Here is a 19,301-nt window from a genome sequence, read left to right as displayed (position 1 = left end):
AAATTTCAGTTGTATAGTACAACAGATTGAGAGTTGTAAAAGCCAACCATTGGAGTTCCGATGTCCACAGGCCAGAGTGCCGCCGTCGGCTCCACCGCGGGCGCCCTGCGTCACGTGCTGAGCCATCTCGTCACTCCACTGCTGATGTGTATCGGCATGGGGCTCGCCTACCTGGGGGCGTTCCATGCTCCGGAACCGCACGACCTGCGGGTGGACGTGGTGGGGTCGGGGCCGAGGGCCCAGGTGCTCGCTCAGACGCTGCAGGACAAGGGCGACGGGGCACTCAGCGTGCGTACCGTCACCGATCGGGCCACTGCGGTGAACCACCTCAAGACACAGAAGAGTTACGGCGCCTACCTGCCGGGGAAGCACCCCGAGCTGCTGGTGGCCACCGCCTCCTCGGACACCAGCGCCACGGTGGTCGAGAAGGTCTTCACGAAGGTGGCGGCCGCGCAGGGCGACCCGCTGAAGGTGACGGACACGGCGCCGACCGCCGACGGCGATCCGACCGGCCAGGGAATCTTCTTCCTGCTCGTCGCGGTGAGCATCGGGTCGTACGCATCGGTCGCGGTGATCGGTGGCGCGGGCGCGGCACTGGCGCTGCGGATCAGGGCGGCGCTGGTCGTCGGCGCGTCGCTGATGGTGAGCGCGATCGGTGCGGCGTTCGCGGGGCCGCTGTTCGGACTGGTGGACCACGGGCTCGGCGGTGTCTGGGCGATGGCGTGGCTCTACTCGGCGGGCATCCTGATGGTCGGGGTCGGGCTGCACACGTTCCTGAAGCGGTGGACGACGCTCGGCGTGATGGTGCTGTTCGTGATGCTCAACTTCACCAGCTCCGGCGGCATCTTCCGGCCCGAACTGCAGCCCGGCTTCTTCGGTTCGCTGCATGCCTTCTGGAACGGTGCGGGCTTTGTCGAGGGCGTACGCAGTCATGTGTACTTCGGCGGGTACGCGCTCGGCGGACATGCGCTGGTGCTCACGCTGTGGTTCGTGGCGGGGCTGGCCGTGATGGGCGTGGCCGGGCTGGCCGAAGCGAAGCGGCGGAGCGTCGCCGCACAGGCTCAGGGCGCGGCCGGGACCGCGCACCGGGCCGGGGCGGAGAGCCGGTCGGCGGCAGCGAGCCGTTCCGGGGTGGAGAACCTGTCCGAGGTCGAGCGTCGGTCCGAGGCCGAGGCGAGCGAGGAGCTGGAGGAAGAGCTCGAGGAGACCGTCGGCGTCTGACCAGGACAGAGCGTTGTCCACAGGTGTCTGCCTCGGTTTTCCACAGGGGCAGACGCCTGTCGGCGGACGACGGTACCGTCGTCGCCAGTTGATGTTGGACAAGGACGCCGGTCGAGGGCGGGGGAGGCTGCGTGCCATGGATCAGTTCGAGGCGACGGTGCCGGTGCAGCGGGCTGTGACGGACGGGCCGCGCATTCCGGTCGTGCCCGGGTTCGCGCGGCGCGCGGGCGTGGCGGAGCGGAGTGCACCGCAGTCGCCCCGAGCGGCGGGCAAGGCGTTGCGTGACCGGGTACCCAGGGTCTCGCACGATTCCCTTGTCCTTCCTTCCGGCCGGCCCGACGCGGTGCAGGCGGTCGAGGAGTCGAACCGGGGCCGCGTTCCCGGCCTCGCGCCGATCCGGGTGGGGCGAATGGCTGCCACGCCTTTCGCGTTCTTGCGGGGTTCGGCCGGGCTGATGGCTCATGACCTGATGGGCACACCCGTGACGGGGGTGGGCGCTCAGCTCTGCGGCGATGCGCATGCGGCCAACTTCGGGCTGTACGGCGATGCGCGGGGCAGCCTGGTCATCGATCTGAACGACTTCGACGAGACCGTGTTCGGCCCGTGGGAGTGGGACCTGAAGCGGCTCGCCACCTCGCTGGTGCTCGCGGGGCGCGAAGCCGGGGCGGACGAAGCCACCTGCCGCCAGGGCGCGTACGACACGGTGGGCGCGTACCGGCGGACGATGCGACTGCTGGCCAGACTTCCCGCTCTCGATGCCTGGAATGCCATCGCCGATGAGGAACTCGTCTCGCACACGGATGCGCGGGATCTGCTCGGCACACTGGAACGGGTCTCGCAGAAGGCCCGTAACAACACCAGCGCGCGCTTCGCGGCCAAGTCCACGGAGGAGTCCGAGGACGGCGGACGCCGGTTCGTCGACGCACCGCCGGTGCTGCGGCGGGTGCCGGATGCGGAGGCCGCCGCGGTGGCGGCGGGTCTCGGCGACTATGTGAGCACGATCTCGGAGGACCGGGTGCCGCTGCTCGCCCGGTACTCGATCCACGATGTGGCGTTCCGGGTGGTCGGCACGGGGAGCGTCGGCACCCGGTCGTACGTCGTGCTGCTGCTCGACCACCGGGGCGAGCCGCTGGTGCTGCAGGTGAAGGAGGCGCGGCCGTCCGCGCTGGCGCCTTATCTGCCGGCCGCCGGGTTCGACGTGCCGGAGGTGGCGCACGAGGGACGTCGGGTGGTCCTCGGGCAGAAGCGGATGCAGGTCGTCAGCGACATTCTGCTGGGGTGGGCGACCGTGGACGGTCGGCAGTTCCAGGTGCGGCAGTTCCGGAACCGCAAGGGCAGCGTGGACCCGGTGGCCCTGACGGCCGACCAGGTCGACGACTACGGACGGATGACGGGTGCGCTGCTGGCGCGGGCCCATGCACACAGCGCCGACCCGCGGCTGATCGCGGGGTACTGCGGGAAGAACGACGAGCTGGACGAGGCGATTGCGGACTTCGCGGTGACGTACGCGGACCGTACGGAAGCGGACCACGCGGAGTTGGTGCGGGCCGTCGGTTCCGGGCGAATAGCGGCAGAGCTGGGGGTGTGAGGCGCGGTTCGCCGACCGCGCGTCTTCGGGGCGCGGGGCGGGGCCATACGCTGGACGGGTGACCCACGAAGCCGCCGGGGTGCCGACCACCCGGAACGACGATGACCGGCAGGACAACGACCGGCAGCACGAGCAGCAGGTGCCGTACGAGCAGCCTGTGGCGGACGCGCAGCCTGGCCGCAGGGCCGACGAGGGGGCGGACACCGGCGCGGATGCCGATGCGGGCCGTGCTGCCGACGGGGCGCGCCCCGAGGAGCGGCTGGCGAAGGCTGTGCGGGTGGCGGAGCAGGCGCTGATCGAGTTCGAGATCGCCGTGGAGACCTTCCGGGTCGAGGTCGAGAACTTCTCCCGGCTGCACCACCAGAAGCTCGGCCCGATGTACGCCCGCCTCGACGAGCTCGATGCGCAGATCGCCGAGGCCCGGGCCGCCAGGACCGGTGACCCCGAGGACCTGCGCAAGGCGCAGGACGCGCGGGCGCTCGTGATGCCGATGCCGGGTGTCGAGGAGCTCTTCCACGACTGGATCGACTCCGATGGGCTGTCCCCCGAGGCGGCGGCCATGCTGACCGAGCAGCCGGTCCGGCCGCCCAAGCGGGTCCGGCCGAACGAGGAGGCGCGCAAGCTCTACCGCGAGCTGGCGCGCAAGGCTCACCCGGATCTGGCCCAGGACGAGACGGAGCGGGCGCGCCGGGACGAGTTCATCACGCGCGTCAATGCCGCTTACGGGCGCGGGGACGAAGCGCTGCTGAAGGAACTGGCGCAGGAGTGGGCTGCCGGACCGGCCACGGAGCGGGCGGAGCTCAGCGAGAGCGAGGAGCTCTACGCCCGGCTGGACTGGCTGACCCAGCGCAAAGAGCTGCTGACGGTCCTTGCCCAGGAGCTGGAGGAGAGCGCGATCGGGGCCATGCTCCGGATGGCGCCCGACGATCCGGACCGGCTGCTCGACGAGATCGCCGAGCAGCTGCTGGGCGAGGTCTCGCAGCGCGAGGCGGAGCTTGCGGGGCTGGTGCAGTAGCGTTTCCGGTGACTCTGGAGCGTGACTCCGGAGCGTACGCACGAGAGAAGGCATGACCCATGAATTTCGCTCCGCTGCCCTCGGTGGATGTCGCGGCGGTGCCGTCGGACGGTCTGGTGCTGGACGTCCGGGAGAACGACGAATGGGCCGCCGGGCACGTCGAAGGTGCCCTGCACATTCCGATGAGTGACTTCGTCGGCCGCTTCGGTGAGCTGACCGAGGCGGCCGAGGACGGTCGGCGCGTGCATGTGATGTGCCGGGTCGGCGGCCGCTCGGCCCAGGTCACCCAGTACCTGGTGCAGCAGGGCATCGACGCCGTGAACATCGACGGCGGAATGCTCGCCTGGGACGGTGCCGGACGTCCGATGGTCACCGACAACGGCACTCCGGCCTTCGTCCTCTGAGCCGGCCGGGGTCCCGTCGGGTCCGCCCCGGGTGGTTCCGGGTCGGGCCCGTTGTCCTCAGCTGAGGGGATGAGCGGCCAGCAGGTCGCCCAGTGCTTCCTCATGCGCCGCCGCGGGGCCGAGCGAGAGCTCGATCTGCTTCGCCCAGGCGTGGAAGCGGTGCAGCGGGTAGTCGGTGTCCGCACCGAAGCCGCCATGCAGATGCTGTGCCGTCTGCACGATCCGGCGGACGCCGTCCGAGGCCCAGATCTTCGCCACCGCGACATCGCCCGCGACGGGCAGCGCGCCGGCTGTGCCCGTGGAGATCCGCCAGGCCGCCTGCCAGAGGGTGACTTCCATGGCCCGCAGATCGATGTACCGGTCGGCCGCCTGGACAGCGACGGACTGGAACGTCGCGATGGGGAACCCGAACTGCTCGCGTTTTCCCGTGTATTCGCTCGTCATGGACAGCACCGTCTCGCCAAGTCCCAGCGCGAGCGCGCAGGTTCCGGTGGTGAGCAGGGCGCGTAGCCACTCCCAGGCCCCCGGGTTGCCGATCAGCGCGCGGTCCTCGATCCGTACCCCCTCGAGCCGCATCTCGGCGAGCAACTCGCCGTTGGTGGAGACCTGTTCGACCAGCGTGACGCCTTCGGCGGTGCGGCCTACCAGTGCCAGTACGGCGCGGCCGTCGGCTGTGTGGGCGGGCACGGCGATCCAGTCCGCGGAGTGGGCCCACGGCACGCCTGACTGCACCCCGTCGAGTACCCAGGCCGAACTGTCGCTGTCATGGCCGGAGTCGCTGCTGTCGTCACCGCTGGACCGGTCGCTCTTCCCGCTGCTGCTCCGGACGGCGGTGACGGCGAGTTCGGCCGGGTCGTGGCCGGTGAGGCCGTTGGCCCCGGCGGTGAGCACCAGCTCGCCCCGGCCGACACGGGGCAGCAGTTCGGCGGCCAGAGCGGGATCGCCGTCGCGTTGGAGCGACATCGCGACCGCGCTGGTCTCCAGCAGCGGCACCCGGGCGAGCACCTTGGCCGACTCCCGCAGGACCAGGCAGAGCGCGACCGGATCGAGCCCGGCCCCGCCGTGCTCCGGCGCCAGCGTCAGGCCCAGCAGGTCGCCCGCAGCCAGCTGGGCCCAGAGGCGGCGGTCGATGTCCTCGGCCACCGCGCCCGGGGTGAGAGCGGGGCTCGGCACTCCGTCGGGCTCGACGCCCGAGAAGACCGCCCTCGCTGCCTCGACGGCCGCCTGCTGCTCCTCGGTGAAGGTGAAGTCCACTGCCCTGACCTCCTGCGAACCGCTGCGCTCGTACTCGGACCTGACGGGTCGTCAAGATAGAACAGGTTCTACAAGAAGGGAACAGTAGAGAGGAGGAGGGCAGACGGGGAGGGCAGCGTCCTGCGGGATCCGCTGATGTCAGCGGTCGAAGTCGAGCTCCACCTCCGGTGTGACCGGATGCGACTGGCAGGCCAGCACATAACCCGCCCCCGTCTCTTCCGGCTCCAGCGCGAAGTTGCGGTCCATCCGGACCTCACCGGAGACCAGAAAGGCTCTGCATGTCCCGCACACCCCACCCTTGCAGGCGTACGGCGCGTCGGCACGGCCGCGCAACACCGTCTCCAGCAGTGATTCGCCGTCCTGGACCGGCCAGCTGCCTGAGCGGCCGTCCAGCCTCGCGGTCAGTGTGCTGTGTGCGGGTGCCTCGACGTGGGTGGGGGCGGTCATGGCCGGCCCGTCGTCGACGTGGAAGATCTCCTGGTGGATACGGGCCCGGTCGACACCGAGGCCGTGCAGTGCGCCTTCGGCCGCCAGGACCAGACCGAACGGCCCGCACAGGTACCAGCCGTCCACCTCTCCCACCGAGAGCAGCGCGGGCAGCAGCCCGGTCAGTCGCTCCCGGTCGAGCCGGCCGGACGGCAGACCGGCCTGCTGCTCCTCGCGGGAGAGCACCGTCACCAGCTGAAAGCGATCCGGGTAGCGGTCCTTGAGGTCGGCCACCTCGTCCAGGAACATTGTCGAGGCCGCGGTCCGGTCGCTCCGGATCAGACAGAACCGGGCCGCCGGCTCCCGCGCCAGCAGTGTCGACGCGATCGACAGCACCGGGGTGATGCCGCTGCCGCCGACGATCGCCGCGTAACACCCGGCGCGCGGCGTGAGCACGAAGCGTCCCATCGGGGGCATCGCTTCGACCTGGTCGCCGACGGCGAGCTCCTTGAGGGCGTACGTGGAGAACGCACCGCCGTCGACCAGCCGGATGCCCACCCGCAGAGCCGGATCGGCCGGTGCCTCGGTGGCCGGGGCGCAGATCGAGTACGAACGCCGGATCTCCTCGCCGTCGACCGTGTAACGCACGTTGAGATGCTGACCGGGCTTGTGGCGGAAGGTCTCGCGCAACTCGGCCGGTACCGTGAAGGTGACGGCCACCGAGTCGTCGGTCAGCCGCTCGATCGCGCGGACCCGGAGCGGATGGAACATCTACAACTCCTTGAAGTGGTCGAACGGCTCGCGGCAGCTCACGCAGCGGCGCAGCGCCTTGCAGGCAGTGGAGGAGAATCGGCTCAGCAACTCCGTGTCCGTGGAGCCGCAGTGCGGGCACCGCACGGACAGGGCGAGCGGCACCGGACCGCCGGACGGGCCGGTGTCGCGCGGCGGCGCTATGCCGAACTCGGCGAGCTTGCGCCGCCCTTCCACGCTGATGTCGTCCGTCGACCAGGCCGGTGCGAGGACGGTGACCACGGAGACCTCCGGTATCCCGTGGTCGTGGAGCACCTGCTCGATATCGGCGGACATGGCCTCGATCGCCGGGCAGCCGGTGTACGTCGGGGTGAGGCGGACCGTGACCTTGCCGGGGGCGAGCACCTCCACCCCGCGGAGCACGCCCAGCTCCTCCAGGGTCAGGACGGGCAGCTCGGGGTCGGGCACGGACCCGGCGAGCCTGCGCACCTCCTCCTCGAGCAGCGTCCCGGTCACCATGACGCTCCTGGGTGGCTGCGGTGCAGATGCTGCATCTCGGCGAGCATCCGGCCGAAGGGTTCCGTGTGGATGCCCTGCCGCCCCGCTCCGGCTGTCCAGGCCCCGGACTGCGGGCCGGCCGGCACGGTCAGCGTTGCCTGCTCCAGCACGCCGGTGACGGTCGCCAGCCAGCTGTCCTGCAGCGTCTGCCAGTCGATCTCCACGCCCTCGACCGGCTGGAACAGCTCACCGGTGAACCGCCACAGGGCGTCCACCCCGTGCTGCATCCGCCGGCGACTGTCCGCCGTACCGTCGCCGAGTCGCAGCGTCCACTGCTCGGCGTGGTCCTGGTGGTAGGCGACCTCCTTGACGGCCTTCGCCGCCAGTCCGGCGAATTCTCCCTCGCCGGCTGCCAACTGCTCGTACAGTCCCCGCTGATGGACGGAGAAGTAGAGCTGACGGGCGATGGTGTGGGCGAAGTCGCCGTTGGGCTGCTCGACCAGCTGGACGTTGAGGAACGCTCGTTCCTCGCGCAGGAACGCCAGCTCGTCCTCGTCCCCGGCGAGCGAGAGCAGCACCCGGGCCTGCCCCAGCAGGTCCAGGGCGATGTTGGCGAGGGCCACCTCCTCCTCCAGCACGGGTGCATGGCCCGCCCACTCCCCCAGCCGGTGCGACAGCACCAGCGCGTCGTCGCCCAGAGCGAGGGCCGCGGTCACAGGTGCTTCACCCCGTCCGGGATCTCGTAGAACGTCGGGTGCCGGTAGGGCTTGTCGCCGGCCGGCTCGAAGAACGAGTCCTTCTCGTCCGGCGAGGAGGCCGTGATCTCCGTGGACGGCACCACCCAGAGGGAGACGCCTTCGGAACGGCGCGTGTACAGATCGCGGGCGTTGCGCAGGGCCATCTCGGCGTCCGGGGCGTGCAGGCTGCCGGCGTGGGTGTGGGAGAGGCCGCGCCGCGACCGCACGAACACCTCCCACAGCGGCCAGTCCGTCGAGCTGCTCATGCCGTCGCCTCCGCGGTCGGTGTGGTGTGCTTTTCTGCGTGGTGCTTCACGGCGTACGCAGCCGCCGCGTCCCGTACCCAGGCGCCCTCTTCGTGTGCCTGCCGCCGCTGTGTGAGGCGCTGTTCGTTGCACGGGCCGTTGCCCTTCAGGACCTCCTGGAACTCTGTCCAGTCGATCGACCCGAAGTCGTGGTGTCCACGCTCCTCGTTCCACCGGAGGTCCGGGTCCGGGAGGGTGAGCCCCAGCGCCTCGGCCTGCGGGACACAGATGTCGACGAACCGCTGCCGCAGCTCGTCGTTCGAGTGCCGCTTGATCTTCCAGGTCATCGACTGTTCCGAGTGTGCCGACGCGTCGTCCGGCGGGCCGAACATCATCAGGGACGGCCACCACCAGCGGTTCACCGCGTCCTGGGCCATCTCACGCTGCGCCGGGGTGCCGCGGCCGAGGGTGAGCAGCAGCTCGTACCCCTGGCGCTGGTGGAAGGACTCCTCCTTGCAGATGCGGACCATGGCACGGGCGTACGGACCGTACGAGCAGCGGCACAGCGGCACCTGGTTGGTGATTGCGGCGCCGTCCACCAGCCAGCCGATCGCGCCGACATCCGCCCAGGTCAGCGTGGGGTAATTGAAGATCGACGAATACCTCTGGCGGCCCGCGTGGAGCTTGTCGAGCAGCTCTTCGCGACTCGTCCCGAGGGTCTCCGCCGCACTGTAGAGATACAGCCCGTGTCCTGCCTCGTCCTGCACCTTGGCCATCAGGATCGCCTTGCGGCGGAGCGAGGGGGCGCGGCTGATCCAGTTGGCCTCGGGCTGCATGCCGATGATTTCGGAGTGGGCATGCTGGGCCATTTGCCTGACCAGCGAGGCCCGGTAGGCGTCCGGCATCCAGTCGCGCGGCTCAATGCGCTCGTCGGCTGCCACCGCGGCGTCGAACGCGGCCAGCTGGGCGCCGTCAGCCCCGTCGGGGCCGCCCGCTGCCGCCTGCACCGTCCCTTGAGCCTTCGCCTGCGCTGTCTGGTCCGCAGTCATTGCCGCCATCCCGGGCTCCCTACCGACCGATCGTTCGGTTCAATGACTTCAATGGTGGGTCGGCGGCCCGTAGGGTGTCAACCCTGTGGATAACTGACCGGGGTTCGACGGGGATCGGGGCAGGATGGATTCGTACGACGACAGGGGTGTCGGAGGCGGGAACGGAAGCGTCGGGCCGGAGGCGGAGCAGCGCGAGGACGCGCTGTTCGACACCGGCCAGGACGCCGGTTCCGCCGCAGCGCCCGCGCCGCTCCGTGCCGGCATCTCCGGTCTGTCTCTTCCGTACCAGATCGGTGCCGTGGTCGCGCTGTCGATCATCGGTCTGATCGCCTGTACTCACCTGGCCATGGTGTTTCTGCATGTCGCCCCCTCCAACACCCTGACCAAGCAGCACGGCAAAGTGGTCGACGACTGGGTCTATCCCGAGTTCGAACAGAACTGGAAGCTCTTCGCGCCGAATCCGCTGCAGCAGAACGTCGGTGTGCACGTCCGGGCCGAGATAGCCGGCGCCGACGGACGCCGCACGACTCCCTGGATGAGCCTCTCCGGCGAGGACGGCAAGGCGATACGCGGCAATCTCCTCCCGAGCCACGTCGATCAGAACGAGCTCCGTCGTGGCTGGGACTTCTACCTCAACTCCCACGACACCGAGAATCGTCCGAACGGCCTGCGGGGCGAACTCGCCGAGCGCTACATCCGCCGCATCGTGATGCTCCGCCTGAGTGAGCACGACTACGGCGGTACCGTCGAGCGCATCCAGGTGCGCTCCGAAGTGCGCTCCGTCGCGGCGCCGCCGTGGAGTACGGAGAAGATCAGCACCAGGCCGAACTATCGGGTGCTGCCGTGGTGGACCGTCACCCCCGCCGACCTTCCCGAGAGTGCCAAGGAGGCGGACAAGTGAGCACGCCCTCCCACGACCGCAGGCTCGCCCGCGGTGTCCAGCGCATCACGTCCTCGGCCCTCGGGCCGTACCAGAGCGCTGTCATCCGGATCGGTTTCGCTGTCACTTTTCTGCTGTTCCTGCTGCGCGAGCTGCCGCACCGCCACGAGATGTACGGCCCCGACTCCCCGTGGAGCTGGGGTATGGCGAAGCAGCTCATATCCGGCAACGAAGCCTTCTCCGCGCTCCTGTGGTCGGACAGCACGGTCTGGTTCGAGCTCGTCTATGCGGTCGCCCTGCTGTCCGCCGCGCTGCTGATGGTCGGCTGGCACACCCGCGCGATGTCCGTCCTCTTCATGGTCGGTGTGCTCTCGCTGCAGAACCGCAGCATCTTCTTGGGCGACGGTGGTGACAACGTCATCCACCTGATGGCGATCTATCTGGTGCTGACGCGCTGCGGGCAGGTCTGGTCGCTCGACGCGCGGCGAGCGGCGCGGGAAGCGGCTGCTGAAGGGGCGCGCTCCGGTCGGCCGGGGCGGAATGTGGCCGGTGCCGTCCTCTGGGTGGGGCTCGGCCTGGTTCTCGTGGCGGGCTCGGTGGCCGACGGCTTCGGCGGTACCTGGTGGCTGCCGGCCCTGTTCTGGGTGCTGTGGATCGGCCACGGGGTCTGGTGGGCCGTGAACCGCTACGCACCGCGGAGCGAGCCGCGGGCCCTGCTCGATGTGATCGCCAACCTCGTACACAACGCCACGCTCGTCGTGATCATGGCCGAGGTCTGTCTGATCTACGCGACAGCGGGCTGGTACAAGATCCAGGGGTCGCGGTGGCAGGACGGCACGGCGCTCTACTACCCGCTCAAGCTCGACTACTTCACGCCCTGGCCCGAACTGTCCGGCATCCTCGCGTCCAGCAGCGTGATGGTCATGATCCTGACGTACGGCACGGTCATCGTGCAGGTTGCCTTCCCCTTCACCCTCTTCAACCGGCGCGTCAAGAACGTCCTGCTCGTCGCAATGATGTGTGAGCACGCCGGCATCGCCCTGCTGCTGGGTCTGCCCTTCTTCTCGATGGCGATGATCGCCGCAGATTCCGTCTTCCTGCCGACGGTCTTCCTGGTCTGGCTGGGCGGCCGGGTGACGCTCGGGCGGCAGCTGCTGTTCTCGCGCGCGGTCCAGGTGCCGGGGCAGCGGCGCAGCGGCGAGGAGGAGGCCCCGCAGCACAGCGGAAGCGGTGGCCATACGCTCGTCGGGTGAGCAGTGATACCGGCAGCACCGGCCCTACCAGCAGTCCCAGCAGTGTCAGCAGCGAGGATCCGTCGAGCGCAGGCCTTGCCGCGGGTGAGCCGCCCGTGGAGCCGATGCAGTACGACGACGGGTTCGGGGCGGAGATCGGTGTCGGGCCGCATGCGCTGCCCTGGCCCGAGGGCGAGCGTTATGACCCGGAGCTGCTCGCCCACGGCGACCGGCGCAATGTCGGCGACGAGTACCGCTACTGGACGCGGGAGGCGATCGTCGCCGATCTGGATCTGCGTCGGCACGACTTCCACGTGGCGGTGGAGAACTGGGGCCACGACTTCAACATCGGGTCGGTGGTGCGCACCGCGAACGCTTTCCTCGCCAAGGAGATCCACATCGTCGGGCGGCGGCGCTGGAACCGGCGCGGCGCGATGGTCACCGACCGGTACCAGCATGTGCGGCACCATTCCGACACGGCGGATCTGACCGCCTGGGCGGCGGCCGAGGGGCTGCCGATCATCGGAATCGACAATCTGCCCGGGGCGGTGCCGCTGGAGCGGACCGAGCTGCCGCGCCGATGTGTGCTGCTCTTCGGGCAGGAAGGGCCGGGTCTTACGGAAGAAGCCCGCAAGCACGCCGCGATGGTCTGCTCGATCGCGCAGTTCGGCTCGACGCGGTCGATCAACGCGGGGGCTGCGGCGGCCATCGCCATGCATGCGTGGGTGCAGCGGTACGCCGATATTCCGGAAGCCGGGGTCTGAGGGGACGGGGACACCGGAGCCAGGGGGTTCTGCCTGCCCCCTGGCTCCTGCTCCTGCGCCCCCGGCGCCGGAAGGACTGAATGCGGCCCCTTGCTAGGCCTGGCGGCGGACCTCCACCATGCGGAAGCGGTTCGATACGAACGCTCCGTCGCACAGGGCGGAGTTCGCCGCAGGGTTGCCGCCCGAGCCGTGGAAGTCGGAGAACGCCGCGGTCTGGTTGACGTACACCCCACCCGTCAGGTTCAGCGAGAGCTGGGCCGACTCCTCCAGGCAGACGTCCTCCACCGCGCGCTCCACCTCCGGCGAGGTCGTGTACGCACCGACCGTCATCGCGCCCTTGTCGCGGATCGTGCGGCGCAGCAGTTCCACCGCGTCCGCCGTCGAGTCGACCGCGACCGCGAAAGCGACCGGTCCGAAGCACTCCGAGAGATAGGCCGCCTCGTCGTCCGGCTTGGTGCCGTCGAGCTTGACGACGAGCGGGGTGCGGACCACGGCGTCCGGGAACTCCGGGTTTGCCACCTCGCGCGACGCCAGGGCGATTTCGCCCAGTCCGGCCGCCGCCTCCAGCCGGGCCTTCACCTCAGGGTTGACCAGTGCACCGAGCAGTGCGTTGGCCCGGGCATCGTCCCCCAGCAGGGCGGTGACCGAGGCGGCGATGTCGCCGACCACCTCGTCGTACGTCTTGTCGCCGGCGTCCGTCGTGATGCCGTCGCGGGGGATCAGCAGGTTCTGCGGGGTGGTGCACATCTGGCCGCTGTACAGGGAGAGGGAGAAGGCCAGATTGGACAGCATGCCCCGGTAGTCATCCGTGGAGTCGACGACGATCGTGTTGACCCCGGCCTTCTCCGTGTAGACCTGGGCCTGGCGGGCGTTGGCCTCCAGCCAGTCGCCGAAGGCGGTGGATCCGGTGTAGTCGATGATCCTGATCTCGGGCCGGACCGCCAGGGTCTTGGCGATGCCTTCGCCCGGCCGCTCGGCGGCCAGACAGACCAGGTTGGGGTCGAAGCCGGCCTCACTCAGCATGTCGCGGGCCACCTGCACCGTGAGCGCCAGGGGAAGCACGGCGCGCGGATGCGGCTTCACCAGGACGGGGTTACCGGTGGCGAGGGAGGCGAAGAGGCCCGGATAGCCGTTCCACGTGGGGAAGGTGTTGCAGCCGATCAGCAGCGCGATGCCGCGGCCCGCCGAGATGAACGACTTGTGCAGCTGGAGCGGGTCGCGCTTGCCCTGGGGCTTGGACCAGTCCGCGGTCCGCGGGGTGCGGATCTGCTCCTCGTACGCGTACGTCACCGCTTCCAGGCCGCGGTCCTGGGCGTGCGGGCCGCCCGCCTGGAACGCCATCATGAAGGCCTGCCCGCTCGTGTGCATCACGGCGTGGCCGAACTCATGGGTGCGGGCGCTGATCCGCGACAGGATCTCCAGACAGACCAGGGCCCTGGTCTCGGGGCCCGCCTCGCGCCAGGCGGCCATCCCCGCACGCATCGCCGGAAGCAGCACGTCCAGGTCGGCATGCGGATATTCGACGTCGAGCTCCGGACCGTAGGGAGAGACCTCTCCGCCCGTCCAGCCGTCGGTGCCCGGCTGGCCGAGGTCGAGCCGGGTGTGCAGCACGGCGTCGAACGCGGCCTTGCCCTCGGCAGCGCTCAGGCTGCCCGGGGCGCCTCCGTCGCCGTACGCCTTCGGATGCTCGGGATGCGGGGACCAGTAGGCGCGCGTACGGACCGCGTCGAGGGCCTGGTCGAGCGTGGGGCGGTGCTTCTCGGACAGCAGTTGCGGGGAAAGCTCGGCGGCCATGACGGACCAACTCCTCATCGAGCTGGGCAGGGACGGGCGGACAGAGTTAGAGTAACCGAACGATCGGTCGGGACAAGGGGGCCCACGGAACCTGTGGACAACTCGTAGGGGAGGATCGCGGACATGACCACGGCCAAGCGGGACACGTACACCCCGGAGACTCTCCTCACCGTCGCCGTCCGTGTCTTCAACGAGCGCGGTTACGACGGCACGTCGATGGAGCACCTGTCCAAGGCGGCGGGCATCTCCAAGTCGTCCATCTATCACCATGTCGCGGGCAAGGAAGAGCTCCTGCGACGTGCGGTCAGCCGGGCGCTGGACGGGCTCTTCGGGATCCTCGACGAGTCGGGGGCGAGTCGGGGGCGCGCGATCGAGCGGGTCGAATACGTCACTCGCCGTACCGTCGAGGTGCTGATAGCCGAACTGCCCTATGTCACGCTGCTGCTGCGCGTGCGGGGCAATACGACGGCCGAGCGCTGGGCCATGGAGCGAAGGCGTGAGTTCGACCAGCGGGTGGCCGATCTGCTGAAGGCGGCGGTCGCGGACGGTGATCTCCGCTCGGACGTGGACATACGGCTGGCGACGAGGCTGCTGTTCGGGATGGTCAACTCCCTGGTGGAGTGGTACCGGCCGCAGCCGGGCGGCGGCTCCGAGGGGGAGCAGCTGGCGGACACGGTGGTTCAGCTGGCGTTCGAGGGGATGCGTTCCAGCCGCTGAACCGCTCACGGCCGGACAGGGACGACCACCACCCTGCTCCTGGCCGACGTTCCGTGGGTGCCAGCCTTCCTGGGCGCTGCAGTGATACTCGCCGCCGTGGCGCCGACCGGCGGAGGCACGGGCGCGGCGGCGCGTGATCCGCGCCGAGGGCGGCCCCGTAATCTCTCGCGGGCGCGGCGCATGACGACAGCTACGGCACCTCGCCGCGTTGTCGGAACGCCCGAATACATTCAGCCTGCGGACGTCCTCCGCCCGCGATGCACCGCAGCTGACGCCGCGCGCTGATCACCAGGGATTGCGGGAAAGCCCTCAGCTGAGTTCGGTGGGGCGGTCCGGGCCCGGGGCCAGGTCGGTCTCCTCGAACACCAGGAGCGTGCGGGTGGAGAGCACCTCCGGGATCGACTGGATCCTGGTCAGGACCAGCTCGCGCAGCGACCGGTTGTCCGGGGTGTGCACCAGCAGCAGTACGTCGAAGTCGCCGCTGACCAGCGCGATGTGTGTCGCGCCTGGCAGTGCCTGGAGCTGCTCGCGCACCGTCCGCCAGGAGTTCTGGACGATCTTGAGCGTGATGTATGCGGAGGCGCCCTGCCCCGCCCGCTCATGGTTCACGCGCGCGCTGAAGCCGCGGATCACTCCGTCGTCGATCAGCCGGTTGATCCGGGCGTAGGCGTTGGCGCGCGACACATGGACGCGGTCGGCCACCGACCGTATCGAGGCTCGGCCGTCCGTCTGAAGCAGTCGGAGGATGTCGCGGTCGATGGCGTCGAGCGGGCGCGCGGGCGGCACCTGGCCAGGGTCCTCGACCCCGTCGGCCATTTGTTCAGCTGCCATGTCCCCGTGCCTCCCTGCCTTGGACGACCTGTCCCTATCCCAGGCTGTGGAGAACCGTTTGTCCACAGGCTGACGGCGCCTGTAGCCAAAATGCGCCCGCGACCGAACAATCGGTAGGTGAGGCGCACCACACCCGCGCCTCGGCCAGTGCTCGACATTTCGACGTATTCAGCCACCCCTCGATATCGGGCGACCCCTCGATGTCGCCAGACGCTGCTCGATATCCCTCGATGCCAGGAGGTGCTTGTCATGACGGTCCAAGAGCTGCCCGGCGCGGCCGCCTACCGGCCCACGCCGCCCCCGGCCTGGAAGCCGCTCACCGACCCCGCGCCGCTGCTCCCGGACCCCGAGCCGTACCGCGTGCTCGGTACGGACGCCGTGGCCGACGCAGACCCCGAGCTGCTTCTGCGGCTCTATGCCGAGCTGGTGCGCGGTCGGCGGTACAACGCCCAGGCCACCGCCCTCACGAAGCAGGGCCGGCTCGCCGTCTACCCGTCCAGCACCGGACAGGAGGCCTGCGAGATAGCTGCGGCGCTGGTGCTGGAGGAGCGCGACTGGCTCTTCCCCAGCTACCGCGACACGCTTGCGGCGGTGGCGCGCGGCCTCGACCCGGTCGAGGCACTGACCCTGCTGCGCGGTGACCGGCACACCGGTTACGACCCGCGCGAGCACCGCATCGCCCCGCTCTGCACCCCGCTCGCCACCCAGCTGCCGCACGCCGTGGGCCTGGCCCACGCGGCGCGACTCAAGGGGGACGACGTGGTGGCGCTCGCCATGGTCGGTGACGGCGGGACCAGCGAGGGCGACTTCCACGAGGCCCTGAACTTCGCGGCCGTCTGGCGCGCCCCGGTGGTATTTCTGGTGCAGAACAACGGATTTGCGATCTCCGTTCCCCTGGCCAAGCAGACGGCGGCGCCGTCGCTGGCGCACAAGGCGGTGGGGTACGGCATGCCGGGCCGGCTGGTCGACGGCAACGATGCGGCCGCCGTGCACCAGGTGCTCGGCGAAGCGGTGGCGCGGGCCCGGGCAGGTGGTGGCCCGACCCTGGTCGAGGCCGTGACGTACCGGATGGACGCGCATACGAACGCCGACGACGCCACGCGCTACCGCGGCGAGAGCGAGGTGGAGGCGTGGCGGGCGCACGACCCCATCCAGCTTCTGGAGCGGGAACTGACCGCGCGCGGACTGCTCGGCGAGGACGGTATCGAGGAGGCGCGCGCGGCTGCGGAGCGGATGGCGGCCGGGCTGCGTGAGCGGATGAACGCCGATCCGGTGCTCGACCCGATGGACCTCTTCGCCCATGTCTATGAGGAGCAGACCGCGCAGCTGCGGGAGCAGGCGGCCCGGCTGCGGGTGGAGCTGGACGCGGAGCAGGGCCAGGACGGTACGAGTGGTGCGGGGGACGGTCGATGACCACGGCGGCGATGGCCGGCGAAAAGACGGACAAGGCGAAGCCGGCCACCATGGCGCAGGCCCTCGGGCGTGCACTGCATGACTCGATGGCCGAGGACCCGACGGTGCACGTCCTCGGTGAGGACGTCGGCACGCTCGGCGGGGTCTTCCGGATCACCGACGGGCTGGCGAAGGAGTTCGGCGAGGACCGCTGTACGGACACGCCGCTGGCCGAGGCGGGCATCCTCGGTGCGGCCGTGGGCATGGCGATGTACGGGCTGCGGCCCGTGGTGGAGATGCAGTTCGACGCATTCGCCTATCCGGCGTTCGAACAGCTCATCAGCCATGTCGCCAAGATGCGGAACCGGACCGGGGGCGCCATGCCGCTGCCGATCACGGTCCGGGTGCCGTACGGCGGAGGGATCGGCGGGGTCGAGCACCACAGCGACTCCTCGGAGGCCTACTACATGGCGACGCCGGGGCTGCACGTCGTCACACCGGCCACGGTCGACGACGCATACGGGCTGCTGCGGGCCTCGATCGCCTCGGATGATCCGGTGGTCTTCCTGGAGCCCAAGCGGCTGTACTGGTCGAAGGCGGCATGGTCGCCGGACGCGCCGGTGGAGGTCGAGCCGATCGGGCGGGCCGTTGTCCGCCGTCCCGGGCGCAGCGCGACGCTGATCACGTACGGGCCGTCCCTGCCGGTCTGCCTGGAAGCCGCGGAGGCGGCGGTCGAGGAGGGCTGGGACCTCGAAGTGGTGGACCTGCGTTCGCTGGTGCCGTTCGACGACGAGACGGTCGCCGCTTCCGTGCGGCGCACCGGTCGAGCGGTCGTCGTTCATGAGTCGACCGGGTTCGGTGGCCCCGGTGGGGAGATCGCAGCTCGCATCACCGAGCGTTGCTTCCACCACCTGGAGGCGCCGGTGCTGCGGGTCGCCGGGTTCGACATCCCGTATCCGCCGCCGATGCTGGAGCGGCACCATCTGCCGGGCGTGGACCGGGTGCTCGATGCGGTCGCGCGGCTGCAGTGGGAGGCGGAGAGCTGATGCCGCAGGTGCTCGAATTCAAGCTGCCCGACCTCGGCGAGGGGCTGACCGAGGCGGAGATCGTCCGCTGGCTGGTGGAGGTCGGCGACGTGGTCGCCATCGACCAGCCGGTCGTCGAGGTCGAGACGGCCAAGGCGATGGTGGAGGTGCCGTGTCCGTACGGGGGTGTGGTGACCGCCCGCTTCGGCGAGGAGGGTACGGAACTTCCGGTCGGTGCACCGTTGTTGACGGTGGCCGTGGGGTCCACGGAGGGTGACCTCCCGGGAGATCTCTCCGGCAAGGGCGCCGACGGGGCCGAGTCGTCCGGAAACGTCCTGGTGGGGTACGGGACGGGGGCGCCGGCAGCGCGACGCCGACGGGTGCGGCCCGAGGCGATTTCCGCTGCCGCAGGGCCGGCGGCGCAGCCGGCCCCGGTGCCTGTGATGGATCATGCTCCGGCCCCGGGACCGGTCCCTGCGCCGGTTCCCGGTGAGGCGTCGGGGCCCGTGGCGGTCGTCTCTCCGTTGGTACGGAGGCTGGCACGGCAACACGATCTCGATCTACGGCAGTTGACGGGGTCGGGGCGCGATGGGCTGATTCTGCGGTCCGACGTCGAATCCGCGATCAGGGCCGCGGCGAACGGGACGGCGGTGGCGCCGTCGGTGCCGGTTCCGTTGCCACCCACCTCCTCGGGGCCGGCGCCGGTGTCGGCCCCGGCTGCCGGGCAGCGGATTCCGTTGCGCGGTGTACGGGGCGCGGTCGCCGACAAGCTGGCGCGCAGTCGGCGCGAAATTCCCGATGCCACGTGCTGGGTCGACGCGGATGCCACCGAGCTGATGGCTGCCAGAGCCGCAATGAACGGCGCCGGTGGTCCGTCCGCGGGGCCCAAGGTCTCGGTGCTCGCCCTGCTGGCCCGTATCTGCACCGCGGCCCTGGCCCGGTTCCCCGAGCTCAACTCCACGGTGGACCTGGAGGCCCGGGAAATCGTGCGGCTGTCCGCCGTCCATCTCGGCTTCGCGGCCCAGACGGAGCGAGGGCTGGTCGTCCCTGTCGTACGGGATGCGCAGTCCCGTAACGCGGAGTCGATCGGCGCCGAGATCGGTCGGCTGACCGAGGCGGCCCGGACGGGCACGCTGACGCCGGCTGAGCTGACCGGCGGCACGTTCACGCTGAACAACTACGGAGTGTTCGGGGTGGACGGGTCGACCCCGATCATCAACCACCCCGAGGCGGCGATGCTGGGTGTCGGCCGGATCGTGCCCAAGCCGTGGGTGCACCAGGGTGAGCTGGCCGTGCGGCAGGTCGTCCAGCTCTCGCTGACCTTCGACCACCGGGTCTGCGACGGCGGCACGGCGGGCGGTTTCCTGCGATATGTGGCCGACTGCGTGGAACAACCGGCGCTGCTGCTGCGCACGTTGTAGGAGGAAGACGAGGAGGGAGAGGGCGGGGAGGTTCAACGGGGACGTATGGCACGCATAC

Annotated in this window: 19 protein-coding genes; 11 read left to right on the top strand and 8 right to left on the bottom strand. The window is 70.1% G+C overall.

Features of this window, described 5'->3' with window-relative positions:
- Nucleotides 1-60: 60 nt before the first annotated feature.
- From ACFYP5_RS15835 to ACFYP5_RS15820, 4 genes are all read left to right on the top strand, one after another.
- Nucleotides 61-1,221: a hypothetical protein gene (locus tag ACFYP5_RS15835; protein WP_389035626.1), complete on the top strand. Its 1,161-nt coding sequence runs from the start codon at nucleotides 61-63 to the stop codon at nucleotides 1,219-1,221.
- Nucleotides 1,222-1,357: 136 nt separating this feature from the next.
- Nucleotides 1,358-2,809: a DUF2252 domain-containing protein gene (locus tag ACFYP5_RS15830; protein WP_389035623.1), complete on the top strand. Its 1,452-nt coding sequence runs from the start codon at nucleotides 1,358-1,360 to the stop codon at nucleotides 2,807-2,809.
- A 58-nt stretch (nucleotides 2,810-2,867) separates the two neighbouring features.
- Complete coding sequence (locus tag ACFYP5_RS15825) at nucleotides 2,868-3,824, top strand: hypothetical protein (RefSeq protein ID WP_389035621.1); 957 nt, start codon at nucleotides 2,868-2,870, stop codon at nucleotides 3,822-3,824.
- Between the two features lie 59 nt (nucleotides 3,825-3,883).
- Nucleotides 3,884-4,228, top strand: coding sequence for a rhodanese-like domain-containing protein (locus tag ACFYP5_RS15820; protein ID WP_030930368.1), 345 nt, complete (start codon nucleotides 3,884-3,886; stop codon nucleotides 4,226-4,228).
- A gap of 57 nt (nucleotides 4,229-4,285) precedes the next feature.
- Here the strand turns inward: ACFYP5_RS15820 and ACFYP5_RS15815 are convergent, their stop codons facing one another.
- The 6 genes from ACFYP5_RS15815 to paaA form a co-directional block, all read right to left on the bottom strand.
- Nucleotides 4,286-5,482 carry an acyl-CoA dehydrogenase family protein gene (locus ACFYP5_RS15815; RefSeq protein WP_389035618.1) on the bottom strand — a complete coding sequence of 399 codons (1,197 nt, stop codon included), beginning with the start codon at nucleotides 5,480-5,482 and terminating at the stop codon, nucleotides 4,286-4,288.
- Nucleotides 5,483-5,620: 138 nt separating this feature from the next.
- Nucleotides 5,621-6,679: a 2Fe-2S iron-sulfur cluster-binding protein gene (locus ACFYP5_RS15810; RefSeq protein ID WP_389035615.1), complete on the bottom strand. Its 1,059-nt coding sequence runs from the start codon at nucleotides 6,677-6,679 to the stop codon at nucleotides 5,621-5,623.
- The gene (paaD, locus tag ACFYP5_RS15805; protein WP_389035613.1) at nucleotides 6,680-7,177 is read right to left on the bottom strand and encodes a 1,2-phenylacetyl-CoA epoxidase subunit PaaD; all 498 of its coding nucleotides are present in this window, start codon (nucleotides 7,175-7,177) and stop codon (nucleotides 6,680-6,682) included. It abuts the gene before it with no gap.
- A complete protein-coding gene (gene paaC / locus ACFYP5_RS15800; RefSeq protein WP_389035610.1) occupies nucleotides 7,171-7,872 on the bottom strand; it encodes a 1,2-phenylacetyl-CoA epoxidase subunit PaaC in 702 nt (233 codons plus the stop codon). The genes paaD and paaC overlap by 7 nt, the downstream gene beginning before the upstream one ends.
- The gene (paaB, locus tag ACFYP5_RS15795) at nucleotides 7,869-8,159 is read right to left on the bottom strand and encodes a 1,2-phenylacetyl-CoA epoxidase subunit PaaB (protein ID WP_366818195.1); all 291 of its coding nucleotides are present in this window, start codon (nucleotides 8,157-8,159) and stop codon (nucleotides 7,869-7,871) included. The genes paaC and paaB overlap by 4 nt, the downstream gene beginning before the upstream one ends.
- On the bottom strand, nucleotides 8,156-9,196 hold the full coding sequence (paaA, locus tag ACFYP5_RS15790; RefSeq protein ID WP_389035607.1) for a 1,2-phenylacetyl-CoA epoxidase subunit PaaA: 1,041 nt from the start codon (nucleotides 9,194-9,196) through the stop codon (nucleotides 8,156-8,158). Before paaA ends, paaB begins: the two co-directional genes overlap by 4 nt.
- Nucleotides 9,197-9,311: 115 nt before the next feature.
- Here paaA and ACFYP5_RS15785 point away from each other — a divergent pair, with 115 nt between their 5' ends.
- From ACFYP5_RS15785 to ACFYP5_RS15775, 3 genes are read left to right on the top strand one after another with little or no spacing between them, the layout of a single operon-like run.
- On the top strand, nucleotides 9,312-10,088 hold the full coding sequence (locus ACFYP5_RS15785; RefSeq protein ID WP_389035605.1) for a DUF5819 family protein: 777 nt from the start codon (nucleotides 9,312-9,314) through the stop codon (nucleotides 10,086-10,088).
- Nucleotides 10,085-11,320 carry an HTTM domain-containing protein gene (locus ACFYP5_RS15780; RefSeq protein WP_389035602.1) on the top strand — a complete coding sequence of 412 codons (1,236 nt, stop codon included), beginning with the start codon at nucleotides 10,085-10,087 and terminating at the stop codon, nucleotides 11,318-11,320. Before ACFYP5_RS15785 ends, ACFYP5_RS15780 begins: the two co-directional genes overlap by 4 nt.
- Nucleotides 11,317-12,063: a TrmH family RNA methyltransferase gene (locus ACFYP5_RS15775; protein ID WP_389035600.1), complete on the top strand. Its 747-nt coding sequence runs from the start codon at nucleotides 11,317-11,319 to the stop codon at nucleotides 12,061-12,063. The genes ACFYP5_RS15780 and ACFYP5_RS15775 overlap by 4 nt, the downstream gene beginning before the upstream one ends.
- Before the next feature lie 93 nt (nucleotides 12,064-12,156).
- Here the strand turns inward: ACFYP5_RS15775 and paaN are convergent, their stop codons facing one another.
- Nucleotides 12,157-13,857, bottom strand: coding sequence for a phenylacetic acid degradation protein PaaN (gene paaN, locus ACFYP5_RS15770; protein ID WP_389035597.1), 1,701 nt, complete (start codon nucleotides 13,855-13,857; stop codon nucleotides 12,157-12,159).
- Nucleotides 13,858-13,980: 123 nt separating this feature from the next.
- Here paaN and ACFYP5_RS15765 point away from each other — a divergent pair, with 123 nt between their 5' ends.
- A complete protein-coding gene (locus tag ACFYP5_RS15765) occupies nucleotides 13,981-14,574 on the top strand; it encodes a TetR/AcrR family transcriptional regulator (RefSeq protein WP_389035594.1) in 594 nt (197 codons plus the stop codon).
- Nucleotides 14,575-14,883: 309 nt separating this feature from the next.
- On the opposite strand, the gene ACFYP5_RS15760 is transcribed toward ACFYP5_RS15765, so the two are convergent.
- Entirely contained in the window at nucleotides 14,884-15,390 is a 507-nt protein-coding gene (locus tag ACFYP5_RS15760; RefSeq protein ID WP_389036170.1) for an Lrp/AsnC family transcriptional regulator, read from the bottom strand.
- Nucleotides 15,391-15,654: 264 nt separating this feature from the next.
- Here ACFYP5_RS15760 and pdhA point away from each other — a divergent pair, with 264 nt between their 5' ends.
- Genes pdhA through ACFYP5_RS15745 form a run of 3 tightly spaced genes read left to right on the top strand, consistent with a single transcriptional unit; the run spans nucleotide 15,655 to nucleotide 19,243 of the window.
- On the top strand, nucleotides 15,655-16,818 hold the full coding sequence (gene pdhA, locus ACFYP5_RS15755) for a pyruvate dehydrogenase (acetyl-transferring) E1 component subunit alpha (protein ID WP_389035592.1): 1,164 nt from the start codon (nucleotides 15,655-15,657) through the stop codon (nucleotides 16,816-16,818).
- Nucleotides 16,815-17,843 (top strand): alpha-ketoacid dehydrogenase subunit beta, encoded by a 1,029-nt coding sequence (locus ACFYP5_RS15750; RefSeq protein WP_389035589.1) that lies wholly within the window; start codon nucleotides 16,815-16,817, stop codon nucleotides 17,841-17,843. Before pdhA ends, ACFYP5_RS15750 begins: the two co-directional genes overlap by 4 nt.
- The gene (locus ACFYP5_RS15745) at nucleotides 17,843-19,243 is read left to right on the top strand and encodes a dihydrolipoamide acetyltransferase family protein (protein WP_389035586.1); all 1,401 of its coding nucleotides are present in this window, start codon (nucleotides 17,843-17,845) and stop codon (nucleotides 19,241-19,243) included. The genes ACFYP5_RS15750 and ACFYP5_RS15745 overlap by 1 nt, the downstream gene beginning before the upstream one ends.
- Nucleotides 19,244-19,301: the final 58 nt, after the last annotated feature.

The organism is Streptomyces sp. NPDC005262 (assembly GCF_042872425.1).
In the GTDB taxonomy this organism is placed as follows: Bacteria; Actinomycetota; Actinomycetes; order Streptomycetales; family Streptomycetaceae; genus Streptomyces.
This window is presented reverse-complemented; position numbering and strand designations above follow the sequence as displayed.